A 19,667-nucleotide genomic window follows, 5' to 3' on the forward strand; every position below is an offset into this window, starting at 1 on the left:
TTGTGGTATAATTTAAGCCTTTGAATTCGGAGTATGAGGGACAGTGGCTCCATGAGCGACATTGCCAGAGAAATCACACCGGTCAATATCGAAGAAGAGCTGAAAAGCTCGTATCTGGATTATGCGATGTCCGTTATTGTTGGACGCGCACTGCCGGATGTTCGGGACGGACTGAAGCCAGTACACCGCCGCGTGCTTTTCGCGATGAATGTATTGGGAAATGATTGGAATAAACCTTATAAGAAATCTGCCCGCGTTGTTGGGGATGTTATCGGTAAATACCATCCACATGGTGACAGCGCTGTTTATGATACGATTGTTCGTCTGGCACAACCATTCTCCATGCGCTATATGCTGGTTGACGGTCAGGGGAACTTTGGGTCAGTCGATGGCGATTCTGCGGCAGCGATGCGTTACACCGAAGTGCGCATGGCAAAAATTGCCCATGAATTGCTGGCAGACTTGGAAAAAGAAACTGTCGACTTTGTGCCCAACTACGATGGCACAGAGCAAATCCCTGAGGTCATGCCAACCCGTATCCCTAATCTACTGGTGAATGGTTCATCAGGGATTGCAGTCGGTATGGCAACCAACATCCCACCCCATAACTTATCTGAGGTGATCGACGGCTGCCTGGCCTACATTGATGATGAAAACATCAGTATTGAAGGCCTGATGGAACATATCCCCGGCCCGGACTTCCCGACAGCGGCTATTATCAACGGGCGCCGTGGCATTCAGGAAGCCTACCGCACAGGTCGCGGTAAGATTTACATCCGCGCCCGCGCAGAAATTGAAACTGATGAGAAAAATGGCCGCGAAACCATTATCGTCAATGAAATCCCTTATCAGGTCAATAAAGCCCGACTGATCGAAAAAATGGCTGAACTGGTCAAAGATAAGCGCATTGAAGGGATCAGTGCACTGCGTGACGAATCCGATAAAGATGGAATGCGCATCGTTATCGAAGTAAAACGTGATGCCGTTGCTGAAGTTGTCCTGAATAACCTGTATTCACTGACTCAATTACAGGTTTCATTTGGCATCAACATGGTTGCCCTGCATCAGGGACAGCCTAAATTACTCAATCTGAAAGATATTCTTTCGGCGTTTGTTTGCCACCGCCGTGAAGTCGTTACCCGCCGGACAATTTTTGAACTGCGTAAAGCTCGCGACCGTGCCCACATCCTTGAAGCATTAGCTGTTGCTCTGGTGAACATCGATCCGGTTATCGAATTGATCCGCCGTGCTTCCACGCCTGCTGAAGCGAAAACCAGTTTGATTTCTCAAGCCTGGCAGTTAGGCAATGTTGCCTCTATGCTGGAACAAGCGGGTGACGATGCTGCCCGTCCTGAATGGCTGGAACCACAGTACGGTATCCATGACGGTAAATATTACCTGACCGAACAGCAAGCACAGGCTATTTTGGATCTGCGTCTGCAAAAACTAACCGGGCTTGAGCATGAAAAACTGCTTGATGAGTATCGTGAGCTGCTGAAAGCTATCGCTGAACTCCTGTTCATTTTGGAAAGCCCGGAACGTTTGATGGAAGTCATTCGTGAAGAACTGCTGGTTATCAAAGAGCAGTATAACGATGCCCGCCGGACTGAACTGACTGAAAACTCCGCCGATATCAATATTGAAGACCTGATTAATCAGGAAGATGTGGTGGTTACGCTGTCCCATCAGGGATATGTCAAATATCAGCCACTGTCCGATTACGAAGCTCAGCGTCGTGGCGGCAAGGGCAAATCAGCCGCACGTACCAAAGAAGAAGATTTCATTGAGCGTTTACTGGTGGCCAATACCCACGATACCATCCTCTGCTTCTCAAATAAGGGCAAGCTGTACTGGATGAAGGTATATCAATTGCCGGAAGCGAGCCGTGGCGCCCGCGGTCGCCCAATTGTGAACCTTCTGCCATTGGATCAAAGCGAACGCATTACCGCCATTTTGCCCGTGCGTGAATATGAAGATGGGCTGAATATCTTCATGGCAACCGCAAGTGGGATTGTGAAGAAAACCAAACTCAGCGAATTCAGTCGTCCACGCAGTGCCGGTATCATTGCCGTGAACCTGAATGACGGGGATGAGTTAATCGGTGTTGACCTGACAGATGGCAGCAATGAAGTTATGCTGTTTTCCGCACAGGGTAAAGTCGTTCGTTTCCTCGAAGAAGAGGAAGAAACGCTGGAAGATGGCACTATCCGCGTAAAAGGTGTGCGTGCAATGGGTCGCACCGCAACCGGGGTTCGTGGCATCAAACTCAGTGAAGGCGATAAAGTGGTTTCTTTGATCATTCCTCGTGGAGAAGGAGAAATCCTGACCGTCACTGAAAATGGTTATGGTAAGCGTACTGCCGAAAGCGAATATCCGACAAAATCCCGCGCGACCCAAGGGGTCATTTCCATCAAAGTCAGCGAGCGTAATGGTCATGTGATCGGCGCTATTCAGGTAGAACCGACGGATCAAATCATGATGATTACTAACGCAGGAACATTGGTAAGAACCCGCGTGTCTGAGGTCAGTGTTGTTGGCCGTAATACGCAAGGTGTTACCCTGATCCGCACAGCCGAAAATGAAAAAGTGGTTGGCTTGCAGCGTGTGGCTGAACCCGATGATGATGACGAAGATGACACTATAGCGGTACCTTCTGATGAAGAGGTATAGTTAATTCGCGAAATAGTGCATCAAGAAATAGTAAGATAAGATATTAATATTATCTGCTTATCTGACTCTGATGTCACTGTATAAATAACCAGCAATGAAGCAGGCAGTTAAATGCCTGCTTTTTTTGTTCAATTTTTTGACAAAGAATTAGCCAGAAGCAAATGCTGCTTTGTATTCCCTGCTACACTAGTATATGCTGTAAGCAGTTATTATTAATCATATATTTCATCAGGCGATCTTTTGAGATATCTATCTTCTTTTCGGACGTCATTAAAGATATCACGTTATCTTTTTCGGGTGCTTGGTTTTATGCTATGGGCACTCGGCGCCTTATTAACCAGTTTTTATATAACCAATCTTTTTAATGCACTCAAATCAGATATTCGTCAAGAATATAATACCAACTACGATATAGCCTTTTCTCATATACGACATATCGCGAATATCCTGCGAGATTTTCAATTTATGGCGGAAAAACATTTATCACAGGAGAATGATAAAAAACAAACAATTGTACCGCATAATAACGACATTCTTTCATACATTCCCCTGAATGAGAATTCCGATTGTGAGCTATTACGCAAAACGTCAAATACTAATTTATATTCATTAGATCAATTGATCGCATTTTGGAGAGGCAATATTGCCGCTATACGTAGCGTAAATCAGGCTTTTTTCATTGGAGTACAAAGTAAATGTATGGTGAGTTTTTTCCCTCATCACAACATTACAGAGCCTGAAGCACTAAAAAAGATGATCGACGAGAATACTCGTAGGTTGATCAGCATGAGAAAGCAAAACAATGAACGAACGCTGTTTTGGATCCAACCTAACCCAAAAGCAGATGGCGGCAATCTTTATGTTTTTTCACCGATTTATATTAATGGGCATATGACTGGGATCATAGGCATCGAAAAATCTATCAGGCTGGACTCTTTTTTGCAAAGAAGAGATTGGCCTATTACCGTCATGATGTTAAACGAATCAAATCAACCCGAATTGCAATTTTCGATAAAAACGAATAATCGGCCCCGCGTTATCAATCTCAACTCGCAGTCGATGTATTTTGGTTACGATGAAAACTTTACCAGTTTGGTATTAATGCGGAATTTATCACCCTCTTCATTACGCGTTATCTATTCGATACCGCTAAAACATATTTACGATGAACTGAAAGCCAGCGTAATTAATAGTATCATCTTGAATATTATTTCCGCGATTGCGATTATCTTTTTTGTTTGGCTGTTTGAACGTAAAATGTTTTCTCCCGCAGAAGAAAACGCTATCCGCCTTGAAGAACATGAACAGTTTAACCATAAAATTGTCGCCTCAGCCCCTGTGGGGATAAGCATTTTAAGGGTCAGTGATGGCATTAACATTCTGAGTAATGAGTTAGCACATAATTACACTCGAATGTTGACGTATGAAGATCAAAAACGCATTGTCGATATCATTTGCGATAAAACCAGCAGCTATATTGATGTCGTTACCAGCAACAATAATCACCTGCAAATTAGTTTCGTGCACTCACGTTATCGTAATGAAGAAGTTGCAATTTGTGTACTGATCGATGTCAGCACCCGAGTAAAAATGGAAAAATCATTGCAGGAAGTGGCTTCAGCGGCAGAACAAGCCAACCAAGCAAAATCAATGTTCCTTGCCACCGTCAGCCATGAATTAAGAACACCACTATATGGCATTATTGGTAACCTGGAGCTAATACAATCTCATACATTGCCATCAAAATCTGCACGTTTGCTGGCAACAATGAATAATTCATCATTACTATTACTGAAAATTATCAGTGATATTCTTGATTTTTCGAAGATAGAATCCAACCAATTGAAAATTGCCCCCCAAAATTTCAGTTGCAAAGAGATACTATCGCATGTGATTTCAAACTACCTTCCCTTAGTTGTCAAAAAAGGTTTAGGCTTATACTGTTATATTGAGCCAGATGTTCCCGATATCATCCGTAGTGATCCTGTCAGGTTACAACAAATCATCTCTAACTTACTGAACAATGCGATCAAATTCACGGGATCTGGTTGCGTTGTCATTGAAGTATGCTCAAGACATGATTATCTGTATATCAGCATTAAAGACACCGGGCCTGGGATAGACGATAAATTGCAACTTCAATTATTTGAACCCTTCTTCCAAATCAGTGCCAATAAAGAAAGCGCTTCACAAGGTACAGGATTGGGATTGGCTATTTGTGAAAAACTGATCAATTTAATGGACGGTGATATCGAATTCGTCTCACAAAAATATGTTGGCAGTATCTTCTCTATTCGTCTTCCTTTATATAGCGCAAAATATCATGCCAAACCGTTATCCAACCGGCGGACACAAAAGAGGATTTTGCTAGAGATTTGTAATGAGTTTATGGAAAAGTATTTACAAAATTTTCTCATACAGAATCATTTCCAGGTCGTTCTTTATAATGAAAATGACGAAAATAACATAGATGGCACGGAAATACGCATTAGCGATCAAGCTTGTAAAGCCAATATTTCTGCCTATTCCTTTATCGAAATATCAGAAAAACATACTGGCCCGCCAGCACAAATTCGGGAAAATTATTGGTTACATAACACTTATGAACTCAGTGAGTTAGATAGTTTGCTGGATAATCTGATGACAGAACAGACTTTATTTTTACCCGCCGTTTCGCTATCAACAGCCCCTATTACAACTAAAACGATAAAAGCTGATATTCGCTTAAATACCATTAAAGTATTGGTTGTTGATGACCACCCAATTAATCAGAACCTACTGGTCGATCAATTAAATTCAATCGGGTTCAATACCTCCATGGCTAATGATGGTATTGACGCCATTGAATATCTGAATAACAACCCGATAGATATTATTCTCACGGATGTCAATATGCCAAATATGGATGGATATGAACTTTCTCAATATTTGAGGGACAAAGGTTATACCAAGCCCATTATCGGCATTACCGCCAATGCCTTGGCAGCAGAAAAACAACGTTGTACTAATGTGGGGATGAATGACTGCCTGTCAAAACCTGTATCACTGGCTATATTAAAAGAAACATTAATCAAATACAGTGATATTTAAACTCATATACTATTGGGCGTTAGTTAGATGCTGGAAAATCAGATGATGGAAAATCGGTAACCTCTGCCACCGACTTTCCATTAACAAAGATAATACATTGGTTATTTACCAAAATCTTTATCGATAGTGACAGAAGATAAATAGTTAAGCAATGCGATATCATTATCGACGCCCAGCTTTAACATCGCGGATTTCTTCTGGCTACTAATCGTCTTAATACTGCGATTGAGTTTTTTGGCAATATCGGTAACAAGCAGGCCATCGGCAAATAAACGCAGGACTTCGCTCTCTTTAGGCGATAAACGCTTATCCCCGTATCCATTGGCATTGACTTTTTCAAGTAACTTAGAAACACTTTCAGGCGTAAATTGTTTTCCCTTCTGCAAAGCAGAAAGTGCCTTAGGTAAATCAGTCGGCGCTCCTTGCTTTAACACTATCCCCTCAATATCAAGTTCAAGTATAGCGCTTAAAATAGCTGGATTATTGTTCATTGTAAGGACAATGACAGCTAAAGTTGGGTAATGACGTTTAACATATTTTATCAGGGTGATGCCATCACCATATTTATCCCCGGGCATTGATAAATCGGTTATAAGAACATCTGCTTCTATATGTGGCAAACTATTAATAAGCGTGGTTGAATTTTCAAACTCACCGACCACATTAATCCACTCGATTTGTTCAAGCGACTTACGGATGCCAAACAAAACAATGGGATGGTCATCGGCAATAATGACATTAAGGTTGTTCATATTATTGGTTACCTTGCTGCAACAGCTTTGTGACAAAGGAATCAATGAGGCTGATGCTATTTTTAATTTCTACTTCATTATTGTCTGCTATGTGTTTTTCCAACGCCTCACATGATGACCTAAGAAATTTTAAATCCAACATAGCAAACGCACCCTTAAGGCGGTGTACCGTTTGCGAAAGTGATATCAAATCATGTCGTTCTACATCAGTATACAGTCTAGTAATATCCATAGGTACTGTCTCAATAAACAATTGCCTGTAGTCACTGTCTACCAACTGAGCCTGATAGTTTTTGAGAATATTGCCAATATCACTGTCAATATTTTCAAGTAAATCAACACGTTTAACTCGAACACATGCTGGTTTAAAGATTGCAGAATCTTCTTTGGGTTCGCCAAAACTGAAATTTTCTTCAATTAGAAATGATATTGCGTTGATAATATCATCAACAAGATTGTAATTACACTGAACCAATCCTGGTTTCAGCGGCTTAAATTCCGCTAACCCTCCCACTAAGAATATAGTTGATTTTTCCTCTTCGTGCTGTTTTTCTTCTTTGTACCGTCTGTCCGTAAGTATAATATCGTACTCTTCCTTAATGTTCTCTTTCCTTTTATCGAAGTATGCTGCTCCATAATGATTGAGATAAGTATGGATGATTTTGCTGATTTCAGGGTTATTAATATCAATTAACGCCGTGATCCCTTCTAAAAGTTGAGGTATTTCACTATTATCACCATGCTGCGACAACGGTAGATTGATCACATAATGGGTTCCCAATCCCAACTTACTCTTAATATCAAGGTTCCCTCCCATTCTTTTGCACAACTGACTGCATAAATAAAAATTCATACCAGAATTGGTGGCGTGCTTATCTTCTACTGACTTATTCAAGAAAGGATAATTTAAACTGGTTAAATCCCTCTCACTAAAACCCGCCCCACTATCCATTAACTCAATCTGAATATGATTGTTATAATTACCGGATCTGTTAACAATTAACGATATTTGACCATAACTGGTCATCGCCATTGCATATTTAAATAGTAATGTAACAATTTTACTTAATGCTATATCATCCCCAATAAATAAAGATTCACGGGAAATATTAAAATGATAATAAACCATCAAACCTTTAGCGTTCAATATCGGCAAAGCGGCTTTCAGAATATCTTCCAGCCGTGAAGATAGAGAAAATATCGCATTTTTCGGCTGCCAGTCTCCCAGCTCCACTTCATTAAGCAATGAAATATTATCAACCCATTCAGTGATATATTCCGATTTAGCTAATAATTTAGCCAATAATTTTTGCGCATTTTCATCTTGTAATGACTGTTTCAATTGGCCGGTAATGTCATTAATCTTATTAATAGGATATTTTATTTCATTGTTAATATTTGAAAGCATAGATCGCCTGATTTGAATGCTTTTATCATATTCCCGATGAGCAAATTGCAAGCGTTTATTTGCCATGACTTCTTGATCTTTATCTTGCAGTAAAAATAGGTAAATCTCTGGTAATAAGCTATTGTTATACATTTTTACTTCATAAATCGCCTCATCAATGGATGTTTGAATCACACCATGATGTTGTTGCGCCATCGTCATCACTTTATTCAAATCCAGATGCGGCAGCAATTGCTCTGCAATTTTATTACTTAGCATTATCTGATTTGAGTCAAAATCATAGACCACGATCCCAATAGGAATATTGGAGATAATGTCTTTATTTAGAACATCCTTAATTTTTAGCTCATGATCCATAGCCGCATGTGGTGCAATATATCGCCTGCGAATATAAAATAATCCGCTGAGAGAAAGCAGAAAGAAAAGCAATATTGAAAGCAAAAGCCAGACATTCCTGAACAACAGATCCACAATCAGTGTCTTCAATGGAACCTGATAAACCAATTTATACGGCATGATATTAAGAGGCTGAGAGAATTCTAACCAAAAGCCGTTTAATGAAACCTCAACTTTATCGGAAATTTCCTGCTCGTGTAAGCTTATCGCATTCAAACGAAAGTTCGCTGGTAATATATCAACCGGTAATAAGTTATTAATAGGCAAATCAAAAGCAATAATGGTGGTTAATTGCCCTGCTGCATTAAATGCAGCTTTATAGGTATAGAAATAAATATTTTCACCATGCAAGACATTGATGGGAGAAATGCTCTCTTTTTCCTCCAATGCAGAAGATTGATCCAACATCTCAGTACGTCTGGCTTCAGGGGTCAGGGTCAGATAGCTCTCTTTAAACCTGATTTCTGGTTTTAACAGTGGATGAGTCGTTATCGATAATAAATTATTATCCTGTCCATTGAGATAATACATAGACAAATATTCATTATGCGCTCCCCAGAGGATATTCAGATAGCCAGACAAGTATTGGGCAAGCTGAATACTCGAATTGTTATATTGGCCAAAAATAATTGCATCAACGAACTGATAGCGATTTTCTAACCAGTAGATATCGGGGCGCATTTTAAACAATGGTGTATTCTCCTGAGTGGAGATTGGCAGACTATTTGACTGTTCAAAGATATGATTTGCATGGTAACGATAATCTTTAATCTGTAATCTCATCTTAGCGGTTACACTACTGATAGCATATTTTTTCTCCATCAACCAAATATCAAAATAGTTATACCCGAATAAAAAGAGAGACGAAAAAAGCAAAGTCACAAATAACGCGTAAAAACGAGGAATGGCGGAGGGCTTGATAGGTGGTTGTTTATACATTCTTTGAATGGTTGCCTTTAGTATGAATATATTTTGGTCAATGCAACATCAAGGCGTCAATAAATAAGCCTGTGTACTGCACTTAATATTAGCAGGTTAGCAAATAAAAAGGCCATTGCGGATCGAAGATTGAGCAAACAGTAAAAAAAACACCATTTTTTTCTTTAAAGGACTAGACACATCAAAATGATATAGGCATAATTTCGCGCCATGGAAGGATGGCCGAGCGGTCGAAGGCAGCGGTCTTGAAAACCGCCGATGGGAAACCATCCTAGAGTTCGAATCTCTATCCTTCCGCCAGATTTCGCCGGCTTAGCTCAGTTGGTAGAGCAACTGACTTGTAATCAGTAGGTCACCAGTTCGACTCCGGTAGCCGGCACCATATAAGAACCCGTTATTTCCCGTAACCATTCGGTGAGATAGCGGGTTTTTACTTTATGTATCTGACAAAATCTCCCACGTATATTCCTCCTCCTCAAGCTACAGCGTTATTTGACACACTAATAAATTATGTTACTCAACAAAGCAGTTTCTGATTATTTTTTAACTTAATATGCTTCTATTTTCTGCTTGTTTCTGCTCGTTCGGGCATCTCCCCATTACTAATGGAAACTTATTGGGTTCAGTTGGGTCACCTTAACAGGGTGTAATTATTTATTTACATCATATGTACCATAGATTTGACAGACATAAGTCGATCATTTAACCTGCTTGTCTTATAACACTTTCTCAACATATTCAGACATGAGGATCGCGTGAAAAATCGCACTATTGGCAGTATTTTTATCGTTGCCGGAACAACGATTGGGGCAGGGATGTTAGCCATGCCATTAGCAACGGCAGGTGTGGGATTTGGGACAACATTGGTTATGCTGGTCACCTTGTGGGCTTTGATGAGTTATACCGCCCTCCTGCTCGTGGAAGTGTATCAACATAATAAGTTTGATTCTGGATTAGGCACCATTGCGAAACGGTACCTTGGGTTTGGCGGGCAGGTGTTGACGGGCTTCAGTATGCTTTTCCTCATGTATGCCCTGACAACGGCTTATATTAGTGGTGCTGGGGAGTTGCTGGCGACCTCCCTCTCTTCTTGGTTGGATCAACCCATTTCTGTCTCTGTCGGGATCAGCGTTTTTACCCTTATTGCCGGCGGGGTAGTCTGTATTGGCACCCAATCCGTTGATTTAATTAATCGCCTGCTGTTTACCGCTAAAATCGTTTTTCTGGTGATTGTACTCGGCGTCATGTTGGTGCATGTTGATAAAATCAACTTGCTCTCCATGCCGATTGAGCAAGGGTTAGCGCTCTCAGCCATCCCCGTGATTTTTACTTCATTCGGATTTCACGGGAGTGTACCAAGCATTGTTGCCTACATGGGCGGAGAAACCAACAAGCTACGCAAAATCTTTGTTATTGGTAGTGCTATTCCACTGTTTGCTTACATTCTGTGGCAATTGGTGACGCTTGGGGCGATTTCTTCAAATACATTTGTGGGTATTCTTGCCCAACAATCTGGCCTGACTGGACTATTACAAGCCGTCAGAGAAGTGGTTGCTTCACCTAAAATCGATCTTGCCGTCCATCTGTTTGCCGATCTTGCACTAGCCACCTCATTCCTCGGTGTATCTTTAGGGCTATTTGATTATCTCGCTGACCTGTTTAAACGCCGCAATAATGCCAAGGGACGGTTGCAAACAGGGTTAATGACGTTTGTTCCCCCCTTACTATGTGCACTGTATTACCCTAATTTTGTTATGGCATTAACCTTTGCGGCGGTTGCGCTCTCCATTCTTGCGCTGTTATTGCCTTGCCTGCTGGTTTGGCGCAGCCGTGAAGAAAATGGTGAAGAGAATAAGGAAAGTTACCGTGTCAAAGGGGGTAAACCCGCGTTAGTCTTGGTTTTCCTGTGTGGGCTTGCCGTTATTGCTATTCAATTTGGCATTGTGACAGGCATACTGCCAAACGTGGGATGAGTTTATTCTGTCGAAGGTTATTCGCAGCAACAATGCGGATAACCTTGACACATTTTCTGTTAATTAAAAGCTCAAACCGGCGCCGACATAAAAACCATCGGAAACCTTATTACTGCGGTTCCCATGACTACCTCGTATGTCAATCACACGGTAGCCCACATCGACACTCAGGGGTTTGAAAAGCGTATAACGCGCACCTCCTGTCGCCTCAGTATAAGAATCCATTCCTGACGTTAAGCCTGATGGTGAACCGTAGGCTTCGCCATACAGAGATAAAGAAGAGGTCACAGCCCAACTGAGGCCAGCACCAACGGCTAATGCTACGCCATCTTTCCCTTCTTTAGGCGACAAATAAAGCCCTTTTGCGCCAACATGTGCTGCCAACGGACCAAATGGCAGGCCGAAGCCCAAACCTAAACTACCAAGCTGGCCATTGTGATCACTCCGAGTCCAGTTTCCCGTCAGCGACAAGCCGGCATCTTGATCACCAATCCCTACGGATGTGCTTGTATTGTGCTTTCCTATTTGTGCATCTACAGAGAGCGCATTTGCTGAACCTGTTATCAAAAGTAAACCAGCGGCACCAATAGCGATAAAACCTTTCATCATCTTGTCCTGTTAATTAATCAACGCCCATATGGACTGACACATTGTACTTTAATCAACGTGACGACATAGATGTCGAAAGCAAGGAAACGTTTAGATTTATAAAGATAAGTAAATATCGTAACTATTCATTACCATGACTATTCACCTACATTATTTATCGCCATAACCCATTGCTTAACTTGCTGACGCGAAACCTTTATTCCCCCGTTTTTCAGTTGGGCAGGTAATAAATAGCAGGTGACAGGCCGCTGGAAAGCGGCGATTTTATCTGCAAGCCAATCAATCAGCGTACCTGTCAGCGCAGGATATTGTGTTTCAATCACGGCGACTGGCCGATGGCCGAATTCAATATCAGGAATGGGCACAACAAAACTCTGCTCAATTTGCGGGTGTTGGTTAATGATCCGCTCAATGTCTTCTGGCTGGATACCCTCCCCGCCACTGAAAAATTGGTTGTCAAGGCGCCCTAAAATCCGCAATTCTCCCTGTTCGAATACGCCTCGATCCCGCGTCGAAAACCATCCTTCGTCATCGACCAGTGGCTTCAATTCACCGTTAAACCAATAACCACTCGCGATACTGTCGGCGCGGATCTGAATGTCTTCATCCACTAAGCGAAGGGATTTTCCGGGCAGTGGATTACCTACACCCGGCAGGCCATCCGCCCGTTTGACGCAAACTGTCGCGGCCGTTTCTGTCAGCCCATAGCCACACCAACAACGGATCCCCAACATTTCGGCGCGTTGGGTCAATGATGTCGGTATCATGGCACCGCCTAACAGCACTTCTTTTAAGGTTAATGAATATTCACGGGGTTGTTCCAACAAACGCCAGAGTTGAGTGGGGACAAGTGAGGCGTGAGTACAGCCAGATAGCGCACGATCCAGTGGGTATAAGTCCCGCAGCACCAATGTTGCTCCTGTTTGCAGCCAGCGCCAAAGTATCCCTTGACCTGAAACATGAAACAAAGGCAGGGACAGCAACCAGCTATCATCTGGCTGGAAATCCATACGGGAAAGAATGCCCTGTGCACTGGCAAGGTGGGCGCCAATGGAATGTACCGCCGCTTTGGGTAGCCCAGAAGAGCCGGAAGTCAGGATTAGGCTGGCAGGACGCTGGCTTTCCCACAATACCAATGGTTCTCCCTTTATCCATGACACCTGTTTTTCTGGAAACTTTTGTTGCCAGTCAAGGACGTTAACTTGAATAACAGACGACGGTGAGTCCGTAAAATCCACACCATAATCCATATTAAGATGAGGCAACAGATCCAGCAGGAGTCGGTCAGGTAATTGAGGATTAAGGAGCAACGCCCTTGCGCCACATCGCAGAACAGCAAGATAACACAGCAGAAGTTCCGCGCTGTTCTTGCCTCTTAGGATCACACCACAACCTTCCACGACGCCTTGTTGGTAGAAATGGGTCGCAATGGTATTGATTCTTTGCGTTAATTGATACCAATTCAGTTGCTCATCATACAACCGGATGGCTGGTTTCTTAGGCAAGACCGCGACCCAGTGCTGCCACGGCCATTGAGCCCATGCTGTTTCTGTCTGTTTTGTTGTGATAGGTTCCATTACTGACATTCACGACTCCATACCATTACCAGCTTATCAAGCGTGACACACGGAATGTCACTATTCGGCCAACAGCGGATGAGTTGTGACTGTATAAGATCCAAAGTATCCAAACCTGGGAGCGAATCCGGTGTGAGCCACTGAGCAAGCCGGGACAATTGTGTCAAACCAAAGCTACTCTCAAGGCTGGAGCTAATCACCGCCTCCATCCCCAACTGATGAGCTTCGATAATTAACCGGCGACAACGGTCAATACTGCCTACCAATGTCGGTTTAATGATGATGGCAGACACGCCCGCTTGGGCTTCTGGCGTAAAACCGGCTTCACGTACACTTTCATCCCACGCAATGGCGATCCCCGTTTCACGGGCAAATGCCAGAGATTCAGCCCTGGTTTTACAAGGCTCTTCAATGAAAGCAATTCTGTGCCGATAACTGGGATTAACGTATTTAGCAAAACCCTCTGCTTTTGTACGTGTCCAACTGCGGTTCGCATCTAATCGCAGTTGGAGATCAGGCACCGCTTCAAGCATCACATTCACGACCATGCCATCGCGAACGGCTTCATACAGCCCGACTTTTACTTTTGCTATCTTCTGGCCTGCCATATTTCCCAAACGCAAAATCACCTCATCGGGATCGCCCGTACATAATGGTGCCTTGCGATAATTAGCACTTTCAGGCAATTCTCCATGTAATTCAGCCAGTGCACAGCTTAAGCCAAACGCAACAGAAGGCAGAAAGTGCTCTTCTGGCGGCAGACCCAAACACCATTGTTGCAGCCATGCCACCGCTGAAACCTGAGCCTGTTCAAGCGTTTCATGGCTAAATTCGGGCAATGGGGAAATTTCTCCCCACCCCTCTCGCCCATTTTCCTGCAAATGGACTAAAAAACCATCACGGGTTTTCAGGCGTTGATAACGCAGGATAACACCGGCTTCCATGGGCAGGCTGAACTGGTATAACGTCGCTTTACGCATCATGATGAGTTACGGGTTACGCTTAAATTTACTGAAATCAGGATGGCGTTTTTCATTGAATGCATTGCGACCTTCCTGCCCTTCTTCGGTCATGTAAAACAGCATCGTGGCATTCCCCGCCAATTCCTGTAAACCCGCCTGACCATCACAATCTGCGTTCAGTGCCGCTTTCAGGCAACGCAATGCCATTGGGCTGTTTTCCAGCATTTCACGACACCAGCGTACCGTTTCTTTTTCCAATTCGGCATAAGGCACAACGGTGTTCACCAAGCCCATATCCAAGGCTTCTTCAGCAGAGTATTGGCGGCACAGGAACCAAATTTCACGCGCCTTTTTCTGCCCGACTATCCGCGCCATATACGATGCCCCCCAGCCACCATCAAAGGAACCGACTTTGGGGCCTGTTTGGCCAAAAATGGCGTTATCCGCTGCGATGGTTAAGTCACACATCAAATGCAGGACATGACCACCCCCGATGGCATACCCTGCGACCATAGCAACAACCGGTTTTGGACACGTACGGATCTGCCGCTGAAAATCCAGCACATTCAGATGATGTACTCCGCTGTCATCCTGATAACCGCCATAATCGCCACGGATTTTTTGGTCACCTCCTGCACAAAATGCTTTTTCACCCATCCCCGTCAGAATAATCGTCCCAACGGCTTCGTCATAACGGGCATCTGCCAGCGCCTGAATCATCTCTTTAACCGTCAGGGGACGGAACGCATTACGTACCTGTGGGCGATTAATCGTAATTCTGGCAATACCCTCAGCGGATTTATGGTAGAGAATATCGTCAAATCCTTGGGAACAATCTTGCCATTCAATCGGGGCATACAATTTTTCTTCGCCTGGGTAACGCATGTCTGTATTTCCTTAACCAAAAAGTGATAAAAAATGGCTCACTGTGCTCGAAAAAGCGACAGGATTACCATAGTGAGCATTATGTCCAACTTGAGGGATGGTGTTTAATGGCAGTGTATATTGCTGCGCTATGTGCTGAAATTTACGATCATTTTCTCCACAGAGATAAGAGAAGGGAATGGATATTTGCTGTAAAGCAGGAACCAGCCAAGGTTGCTGGCCTAAAGAGGTCTTTTCCAGCATATCCGCAATACGATTGCCGCTGTTTTGGCTGCGCAGTTGAATAAACTGTTCACGTTGCACTGCCGTTAGATCAGCAAATATCGGTTGTTGATACCAATCCGCCAAGACTGACCTCATCGGTTCTCGGCGAAAACGCTGCGCCCAATGCTTATCATGCTGCAATCGCCTGTCACGCTCACGGCGGGAAGACAGCCCCGGATTTCCTCCTTCCACCAGCAATCCCCGTAAGCCATCATGCTTGCCATAGATTGCGTGGTACATGGCAATTCGCCCTCCCAATGAGTAGCCAATCAACCAATAATCCTTAATCTGATATGCGGACAGCGTTGTATTCAGCAACGCGCTCATCTCTGCAAAACCGCCGCTTAAGTTCACATCAACGGAATGACCATGCCCCGGTAAATCAATCACCAATGAAGGATGTTGATGACACGCTGCCACCGCCGCAGACCAATCATCCCCGCTTCCCAATAGCCCATGTAACCAAACTAACCAAGTCCCTTGATGAGGTGAATGAAACGTTTGACAGTGAAGTTTCACAGGGCTGCCACCTGTTTCAGTAACGCTTGCAGGCATACAGCACCTTCATTGCCTGAAACTTTTAACTCAACCAGAGTGGTCTGTTTGCGTTGCCATGCCCGTTGGGCGCACAGTTTTAATTCCGGCCAACTTTGTGGTGCCGCATAGTTCAAGCCGAACATGGCAGCAGCATGATCAAAATTGACATCTTGCGGCATACAGTAAAAACGCTGGCGTGCCTGTGGCGGCGTGGGTAACAAGGAAAAAATCTGGCCGCCATTATTATTCACTATGATCAATAACATGGGGTTAGAAAGGTGGCGTAATAATGCTAAGCTATTCAGATCATAGAGCGCGGAAATATCCCCGATAATCGTGAGTGTCGGTTTATTCGTTGCCCGCTGTACACCGACGGCGGTCGCGATTAATCCATCGATACCACTGGCACCGCGGTTGCTGTAAACCGGATAACCCGCCGGAAGCTGCCCCAAAGCATCAATCAGGCGCACAATCAAGCTATTGCCAACAAACAGCTGCCCCTGCTCTGGTAACAAGTGATGCAGTTGATGCGCAACGGCCGCCTCGCTGAATTTTCCTGTCAGTTCGGTCTCAACACAGTGAAACATGCTGTTTGACCATGTCTGCAATTCATCTGCCCAAGGCATTCGTGAACAAGCGGGATGCTCCCGTAACCAGTCAGCCACAGGGCAAGTGAATTTACGTCCTCTGTGGTTTGCAGGATCAAGCCGGCCGGCAATGGGATCCACAATCCAATACTGCTCAGGTTGACATTGAGCCTGCCATTGCAACAGCCGTTTGCCGGTCAAGCTGGCGCCAAATTGAATGACCAATTGTGCTTGCGCCAGAATCTCTTGAGGGCGGGCGTGATTCAGCCATAGATCTGCATGTGGCAAAGGCTGCCCCGTTTGGGAAAGCACATCACCAATCAGCGGCCAGCCCATCACTTTTGCCCATTGAGCAACATATTGCCCCTCTTCGGCACGCATTCTCCCTGCCAATACAACACCCTGTTTTTTCTGCCAGATGTCCCAATCAACGGCTTTGAGGGTGGCCGATATTTCTGGCTGAACCAGCCACGGTTCATCCCCTTGCCACCACTCTCCCAGGGTGTACAACCACTCTTGATGTCCTGTCACCACATTGCCATACAAAGGCTCTGCAAACGGGCAGTTAATATGCAGGGCACCTTGTTTCAGGTTTGACATTGCATTATCGATAGAAGAAACCAGCCAACTGGCCGGAATATCGGTGGTTGGCCGAGGCAATGCTAAGGTTTGCGTGGGATGAGAAGCAAAAATACCGGTCTGACGAATCGCTTGGCTCGCACCACAATCCATGAGTTCAGGTGGCCTGTCCGCGGTGAGAAACACCAATCGCTCCCCCGTCAATCCTGCCTCAATCAAAGAAGGATACAAATTAGCCACTGCTGTTCCAGACGTCACAATCACCGCAACAGGCTCTCTACCCGCTTTTGCCAGCCCCAATGCCAAATGCCCTAATCCACGCTCATCAAAATGGGTATGACAGTTAAGCTTAGGGTTATCTGCGGCAGCCAATGTCAAAGGGGTCGAACGAGAGCCGGGAGCAATACAGGTATGACGCAATCCATGGCGGGTTAATGCTTCCAATAAAAGTTCCGCCCAACGGCGGTTAAGTGCGCTGTTTGACATATCATGCTCAAAAACTTTTCTTAAAAATGGCACCAAAGGATAAGCGATAATGATATAAAATATTCTTAATTTTAATGCGTGTAAAAACAACTTCCTTATCTTAGTTCAAGGAATGGTCATTTACTCATTAATCATACTGGTCAATAAGGTTCGCAATCCTGCGACCTTATTTTCTATTTCCAGCCATTCCTGCTCCGGATCAGAACCTGCAACAATCCCTGCGCCAGCGTACAACACCAACACGTTGTCGTGAATGCAGGCACAACGTAATGAAACCGCAAACTCGCTCTGCTCCAGTCCTAAATACCCCGCAGAGCCGGCATACCAATCACGCTTGAAAGGCTCATTGTTTGCCAAAAATTGCCGTGCCGCTTCACGGGGCAACCCCGCAACCGCCGCCGTTGGCTGTAAACGACGCAAGCAATCACTATCACAAACTTGATTCAATACGCCCCGAATAGGCCTGCACAAATGCTGAACTTTTCTCAGGCGGATCACATCGGGCGGGGCAACCTCGACCGAAACGACACTCCCTTGCAAACGCTGACAGATATCGTCAACAACAATAAGATTCTCATGCTGATTTTTTTTATCTTCCAGCAACCACTGCCCTAATTCAGCCGCTTGCTGATCATCTTCGGCATTTGCCACGGTTCCGGCCAGCGCTTCCGTATAAAATTGTAACTGATTGCGGTAGTAAAGCCGCTCAGGGGTCGAAGCCAGAAAAGCGTGCTCGGCACTGAACGCCAGCATAAAATGATAACAACCATGATTCACGCTACGGCTGGCGGCCATCAATTGTGCCGTGTGCAAGGGCGAATTTAGCGTCAATTCCGTTTTCCGGGCGATGACCACCTTTTCTATTTTGTTTTGGCTGATGGCATTGAGGGCATGTTCCAACAAACGATGCCATTGAGCACTTTCAGGCGTATGCTTTGCCTTCAAGATGGCCGTTTGTAGCGGCAAAAGAGGCTGGCCTGGAAGCAGTTGTTTGAGGAACTGGCGGGCATTTTCGAGATCGGCTTGGCCATCCACATGGATATATAAACGATTTTCCCCCCGATGGCGGCGCAATTCTAACCTCGGCAGAAACAGATAACTTTCGCCACCAATGATATTTTCATGCTGGGAAGGGGTAAAATTCACCTTATCCCAGGCATTCAACCCCCATAAACGCATTTGGGCGAATTGATGAGGCTGCCGCAGAAATGCCTCTGCGTCAGTCACCTTGCTAAACAGGCGAATTTGCCCACAAGCCACCACTTCTTCATCGCCATCTCTGTGCTGCCAATAAAATTGTGGATAATGAGACTGGGCAGACAACCATTCCAACCAATGGGCGCCACTGTCAACCGGTAAGACGGAAGAGAATGATTGAATCCCCGTTTCGCTGACGTTTTCGGTATTAAGCAACTCGCAGATATCAGCGATAATGTTGGTTATTTGGTTCACATCTCTCCCCATTAACGATACCTATTAACAGCATGATAAAAAACAGAATTATACGAACCACCAAGAATTATGAAAGCACTTATTATTTATGAGGTTTTTTTAGTCATTTTGTCAGTCACTGCGTTATGGGTAGTGATTTGAAATCAATTGGTTTTATATCATCTGTTTTTATAACATCCATTATATATTAACAACAAAAACAGCATTTAATTTCGAAATATAGTCACAGCACGATAAATAAACCACATTTTTATACTGAAAAAATCAGTTAATTTAATCTCGCTAATTTATTTCAAATAAAAACATTTACACTCAGCTTAAATATTTTTCATTGAAACCAGCTATAGCATTATATTTTATCTCCACAACTATTTAACCCAGAAGAAAACCATTTCAATGAATTGATTTTAAAGCAATAAAATAAATAACATGGCAAGAATATAATCAATGAAAATTATCATACATAAATATAATCACAATGAAAAATGAAATAATTGTAAT

General features: G+C 43.9%; 12 protein-coding genes and 2 tRNA genes. 5 read left to right on the forward strand and 9 right to left on the reverse strand.

Annotation, left to right across the window (positions count from 1 at the left end; translation table 11 throughout):
• The first annotated feature begins 51 nt into the window (after positions 1-51).
• Positions 52-2,670 (forward strand): DNA topoisomerase (ATP-hydrolyzing) subunit A, encoded by a 2,619-nt coding sequence (gene gyrA / locus PSI15_RS03285; protein WP_273582283.1) that lies wholly within the window; start codon positions 52-54, stop codon positions 2,668-2,670.
• 240 nt (positions 2,671-2,910) lie between these two features.
• On the forward strand, positions 2,911-5,760 hold the full coding sequence (rcsC, locus tag PSI15_RS03290) for a two-component system sensor histidine kinase RcsC (protein ID WP_273582284.1): 2,850 nt from the start codon (positions 2,911-2,913) through the stop codon (positions 5,758-5,760).
• Positions 5,761-5,861: 101 nt separating this feature from the next.
• Here the strand turns inward: rcsC and rcsB are convergent, their stop codons facing one another.
• A complete protein-coding gene (gene rcsB, locus PSI15_RS03295; protein WP_273582285.1) occupies positions 5,862-6,512 on the reverse strand; it encodes a response regulator transcription factor RcsB in 651 nt (216 codons plus the stop codon).
• A 1-nt stretch (position 6,513) separates the two neighbouring features.
• Positions 6,514-9,255, reverse strand: coding sequence for a phosphotransferase RcsD (rcsD, locus tag PSI15_RS03300; RefSeq protein WP_273582286.1), 2,742 nt, complete (start codon positions 9,253-9,255; stop codon positions 6,514-6,516).
• 212 nt (positions 9,256-9,467) lie between these two features.
• Here rcsD and PSI15_RS03305 point away from each other — a divergent pair.
• The 3 genes from PSI15_RS03305 to tyrP all read left to right on the forward strand — a co-directional run bounded on the left by PSI15_RS03305 (position 9,468) and on the right by tyrP (position 11,228).
• Positions 9,468-9,555: transfer RNA gene (locus PSI15_RS03305), tRNA-Ser, on the forward strand.
• A 6-nt stretch (positions 9,556-9,561) separates the two neighbouring features.
• Positions 9,562-9,637, forward strand: a tRNA-Thr gene (locus tag PSI15_RS03310).
• A gap of 373 nt (positions 9,638-10,010) precedes the next feature.
• Positions 10,011-11,228: a tyrosine transporter TyrP gene (gene tyrP, locus PSI15_RS03315; RefSeq protein WP_273582287.1), complete on the forward strand. Its 1,218-nt coding sequence runs from the start codon at positions 10,011-10,013 to the stop codon at positions 11,226-11,228.
• A gap of 63 nt (positions 11,229-11,291) precedes the next feature.
• Here tyrP and PSI15_RS03320 read toward each other — a convergent pair whose 3' ends face one another.
• The 7 genes from PSI15_RS03320 to menF form a co-directional block, all read right to left on the reverse strand.
• Positions 11,292-11,834, reverse strand: coding sequence for a YfaZ family outer membrane protein (locus tag PSI15_RS03320; protein WP_273582325.1), 543 nt, complete (start codon positions 11,832-11,834; stop codon positions 11,292-11,294).
• Positions 11,835-11,974: 140 nt separating this feature from the next.
• Positions 11,975-13,423, reverse strand: a complete 1,449-nt coding sequence (menE, locus tag PSI15_RS03325; protein WP_273582288.1) for an o-succinylbenzoate--CoA ligase — start codon at positions 13,421-13,423, stop codon at positions 11,975-11,977.
• Positions 13,414-14,394 (reverse strand): o-succinylbenzoate synthase, encoded by a 981-nt coding sequence (menC, locus tag PSI15_RS03330; protein WP_273582326.1) that lies wholly within the window; start codon positions 14,392-14,394, stop codon positions 13,414-13,416. Before menC ends, menE begins: the two co-directional genes overlap by 10 nt.
• 9 nt (positions 14,395-14,403) lie before the next feature.
• On the reverse strand, positions 14,404-15,261 hold the full coding sequence (gene menB / locus PSI15_RS03335) for a 1,4-dihydroxy-2-naphthoyl-CoA synthase (RefSeq protein ID WP_273582289.1): 858 nt from the start codon (positions 15,259-15,261) through the stop codon (positions 14,404-14,406).
• Positions 15,262-15,273: 12 nt separating this feature from the next.
• Positions 15,274-16,080: a 2-succinyl-6-hydroxy-2,4-cyclohexadiene-1-carboxylate synthase gene (gene menH / locus PSI15_RS03340; protein ID WP_273582290.1), complete on the reverse strand. Its 807-nt coding sequence runs from the start codon at positions 16,078-16,080 to the stop codon at positions 15,274-15,276.
• The gene (gene menD / locus PSI15_RS03345) at positions 16,041-17,714 is read right to left on the reverse strand and encodes a 2-succinyl-5-enolpyruvyl-6-hydroxy-3-cyclohexene-1-carboxylic-acid synthase (RefSeq protein WP_273582291.1); all 1,674 of its coding nucleotides are present in this window, start codon (positions 17,712-17,714) and stop codon (positions 16,041-16,043) included. The genes menH and menD overlap by 40 nt, the downstream gene beginning before the upstream one ends.
• A 120-nt stretch (positions 17,715-17,834) precedes the next feature.
• Positions 17,835-19,166, reverse strand: coding sequence for an isochorismate synthase MenF (menF, locus tag PSI15_RS03350; RefSeq protein ID WP_273582292.1), 1,332 nt, complete (start codon positions 19,164-19,166; stop codon positions 17,835-17,837).
• Between the last annotated feature and the right edge of the window lie 501 nt (positions 19,167-19,667).

Source organism: Xenorhabdus sp. PR6a (assembly GCF_028599065.1).
GTDB classification, from domain to species: domain Bacteria; phylum Pseudomonadota; class Gammaproteobacteria; order Enterobacterales; family Enterobacteriaceae; genus Xenorhabdus; species Xenorhabdus doucetiae.

Bases quoted from the DNA above. Each gene is read 5' to 3' on its own strand.
- menD (WP_273582291.1), bottom strand. From the start codon at position 17,714: ATGTCAAACAGCGCACTTAACCGCCGTTGGGCGGAACTTTTATTGGAA.
- rcsD (WP_273582286.1), bottom strand. From the start codon at position 9,255: ATGTATAAACAACCACCTATCAAGCCCTCCGCCATTCCTCGTTTTTAC.
- menC (WP_273582326.1), bottom strand. From the start codon at position 14,394: ATGCGTAAAGCGACGTTATACCAGTTCAGCCTGCCCATGGAAGCCGGT.
- menE (WP_273582288.1), bottom strand. From the start codon at position 13,423: ATGTCAGTAATGGAACCTATCACAACAAAACAGACAGAAACAGCATGG.
- gyrA (WP_273582283.1), top strand. From the start codon at position 52: ATGAGCGACATTGCCAGAGAAATCACACCGGTCAATATCGAAGAAGAG.
- menH (WP_273582290.1), bottom strand. From the start codon at position 16,080: ATGCCTGCAAGCGTTACTGAAACAGGTGGCAGCCCTGTGAAACTTCAC.
- rcsB (WP_273582285.1), bottom strand. From the start codon at position 6,512: ATGAACAACCTTAATGTCATTATTGCCGATGACCATCCCATTGTTTTG.
- menB (WP_273582289.1), bottom strand. From the start codon at position 15,261: ATGCGTTACCCAGGCGAAGAAAAATTGTATGCCCCGATTGAATGGCAA.
- PSI15_RS03320 (WP_273582325.1), bottom strand. From the start codon at position 11,834: ATGAAAGGTTTTATCGCTATTGGTGCCGCTGGTTTACTTTTGATAACA.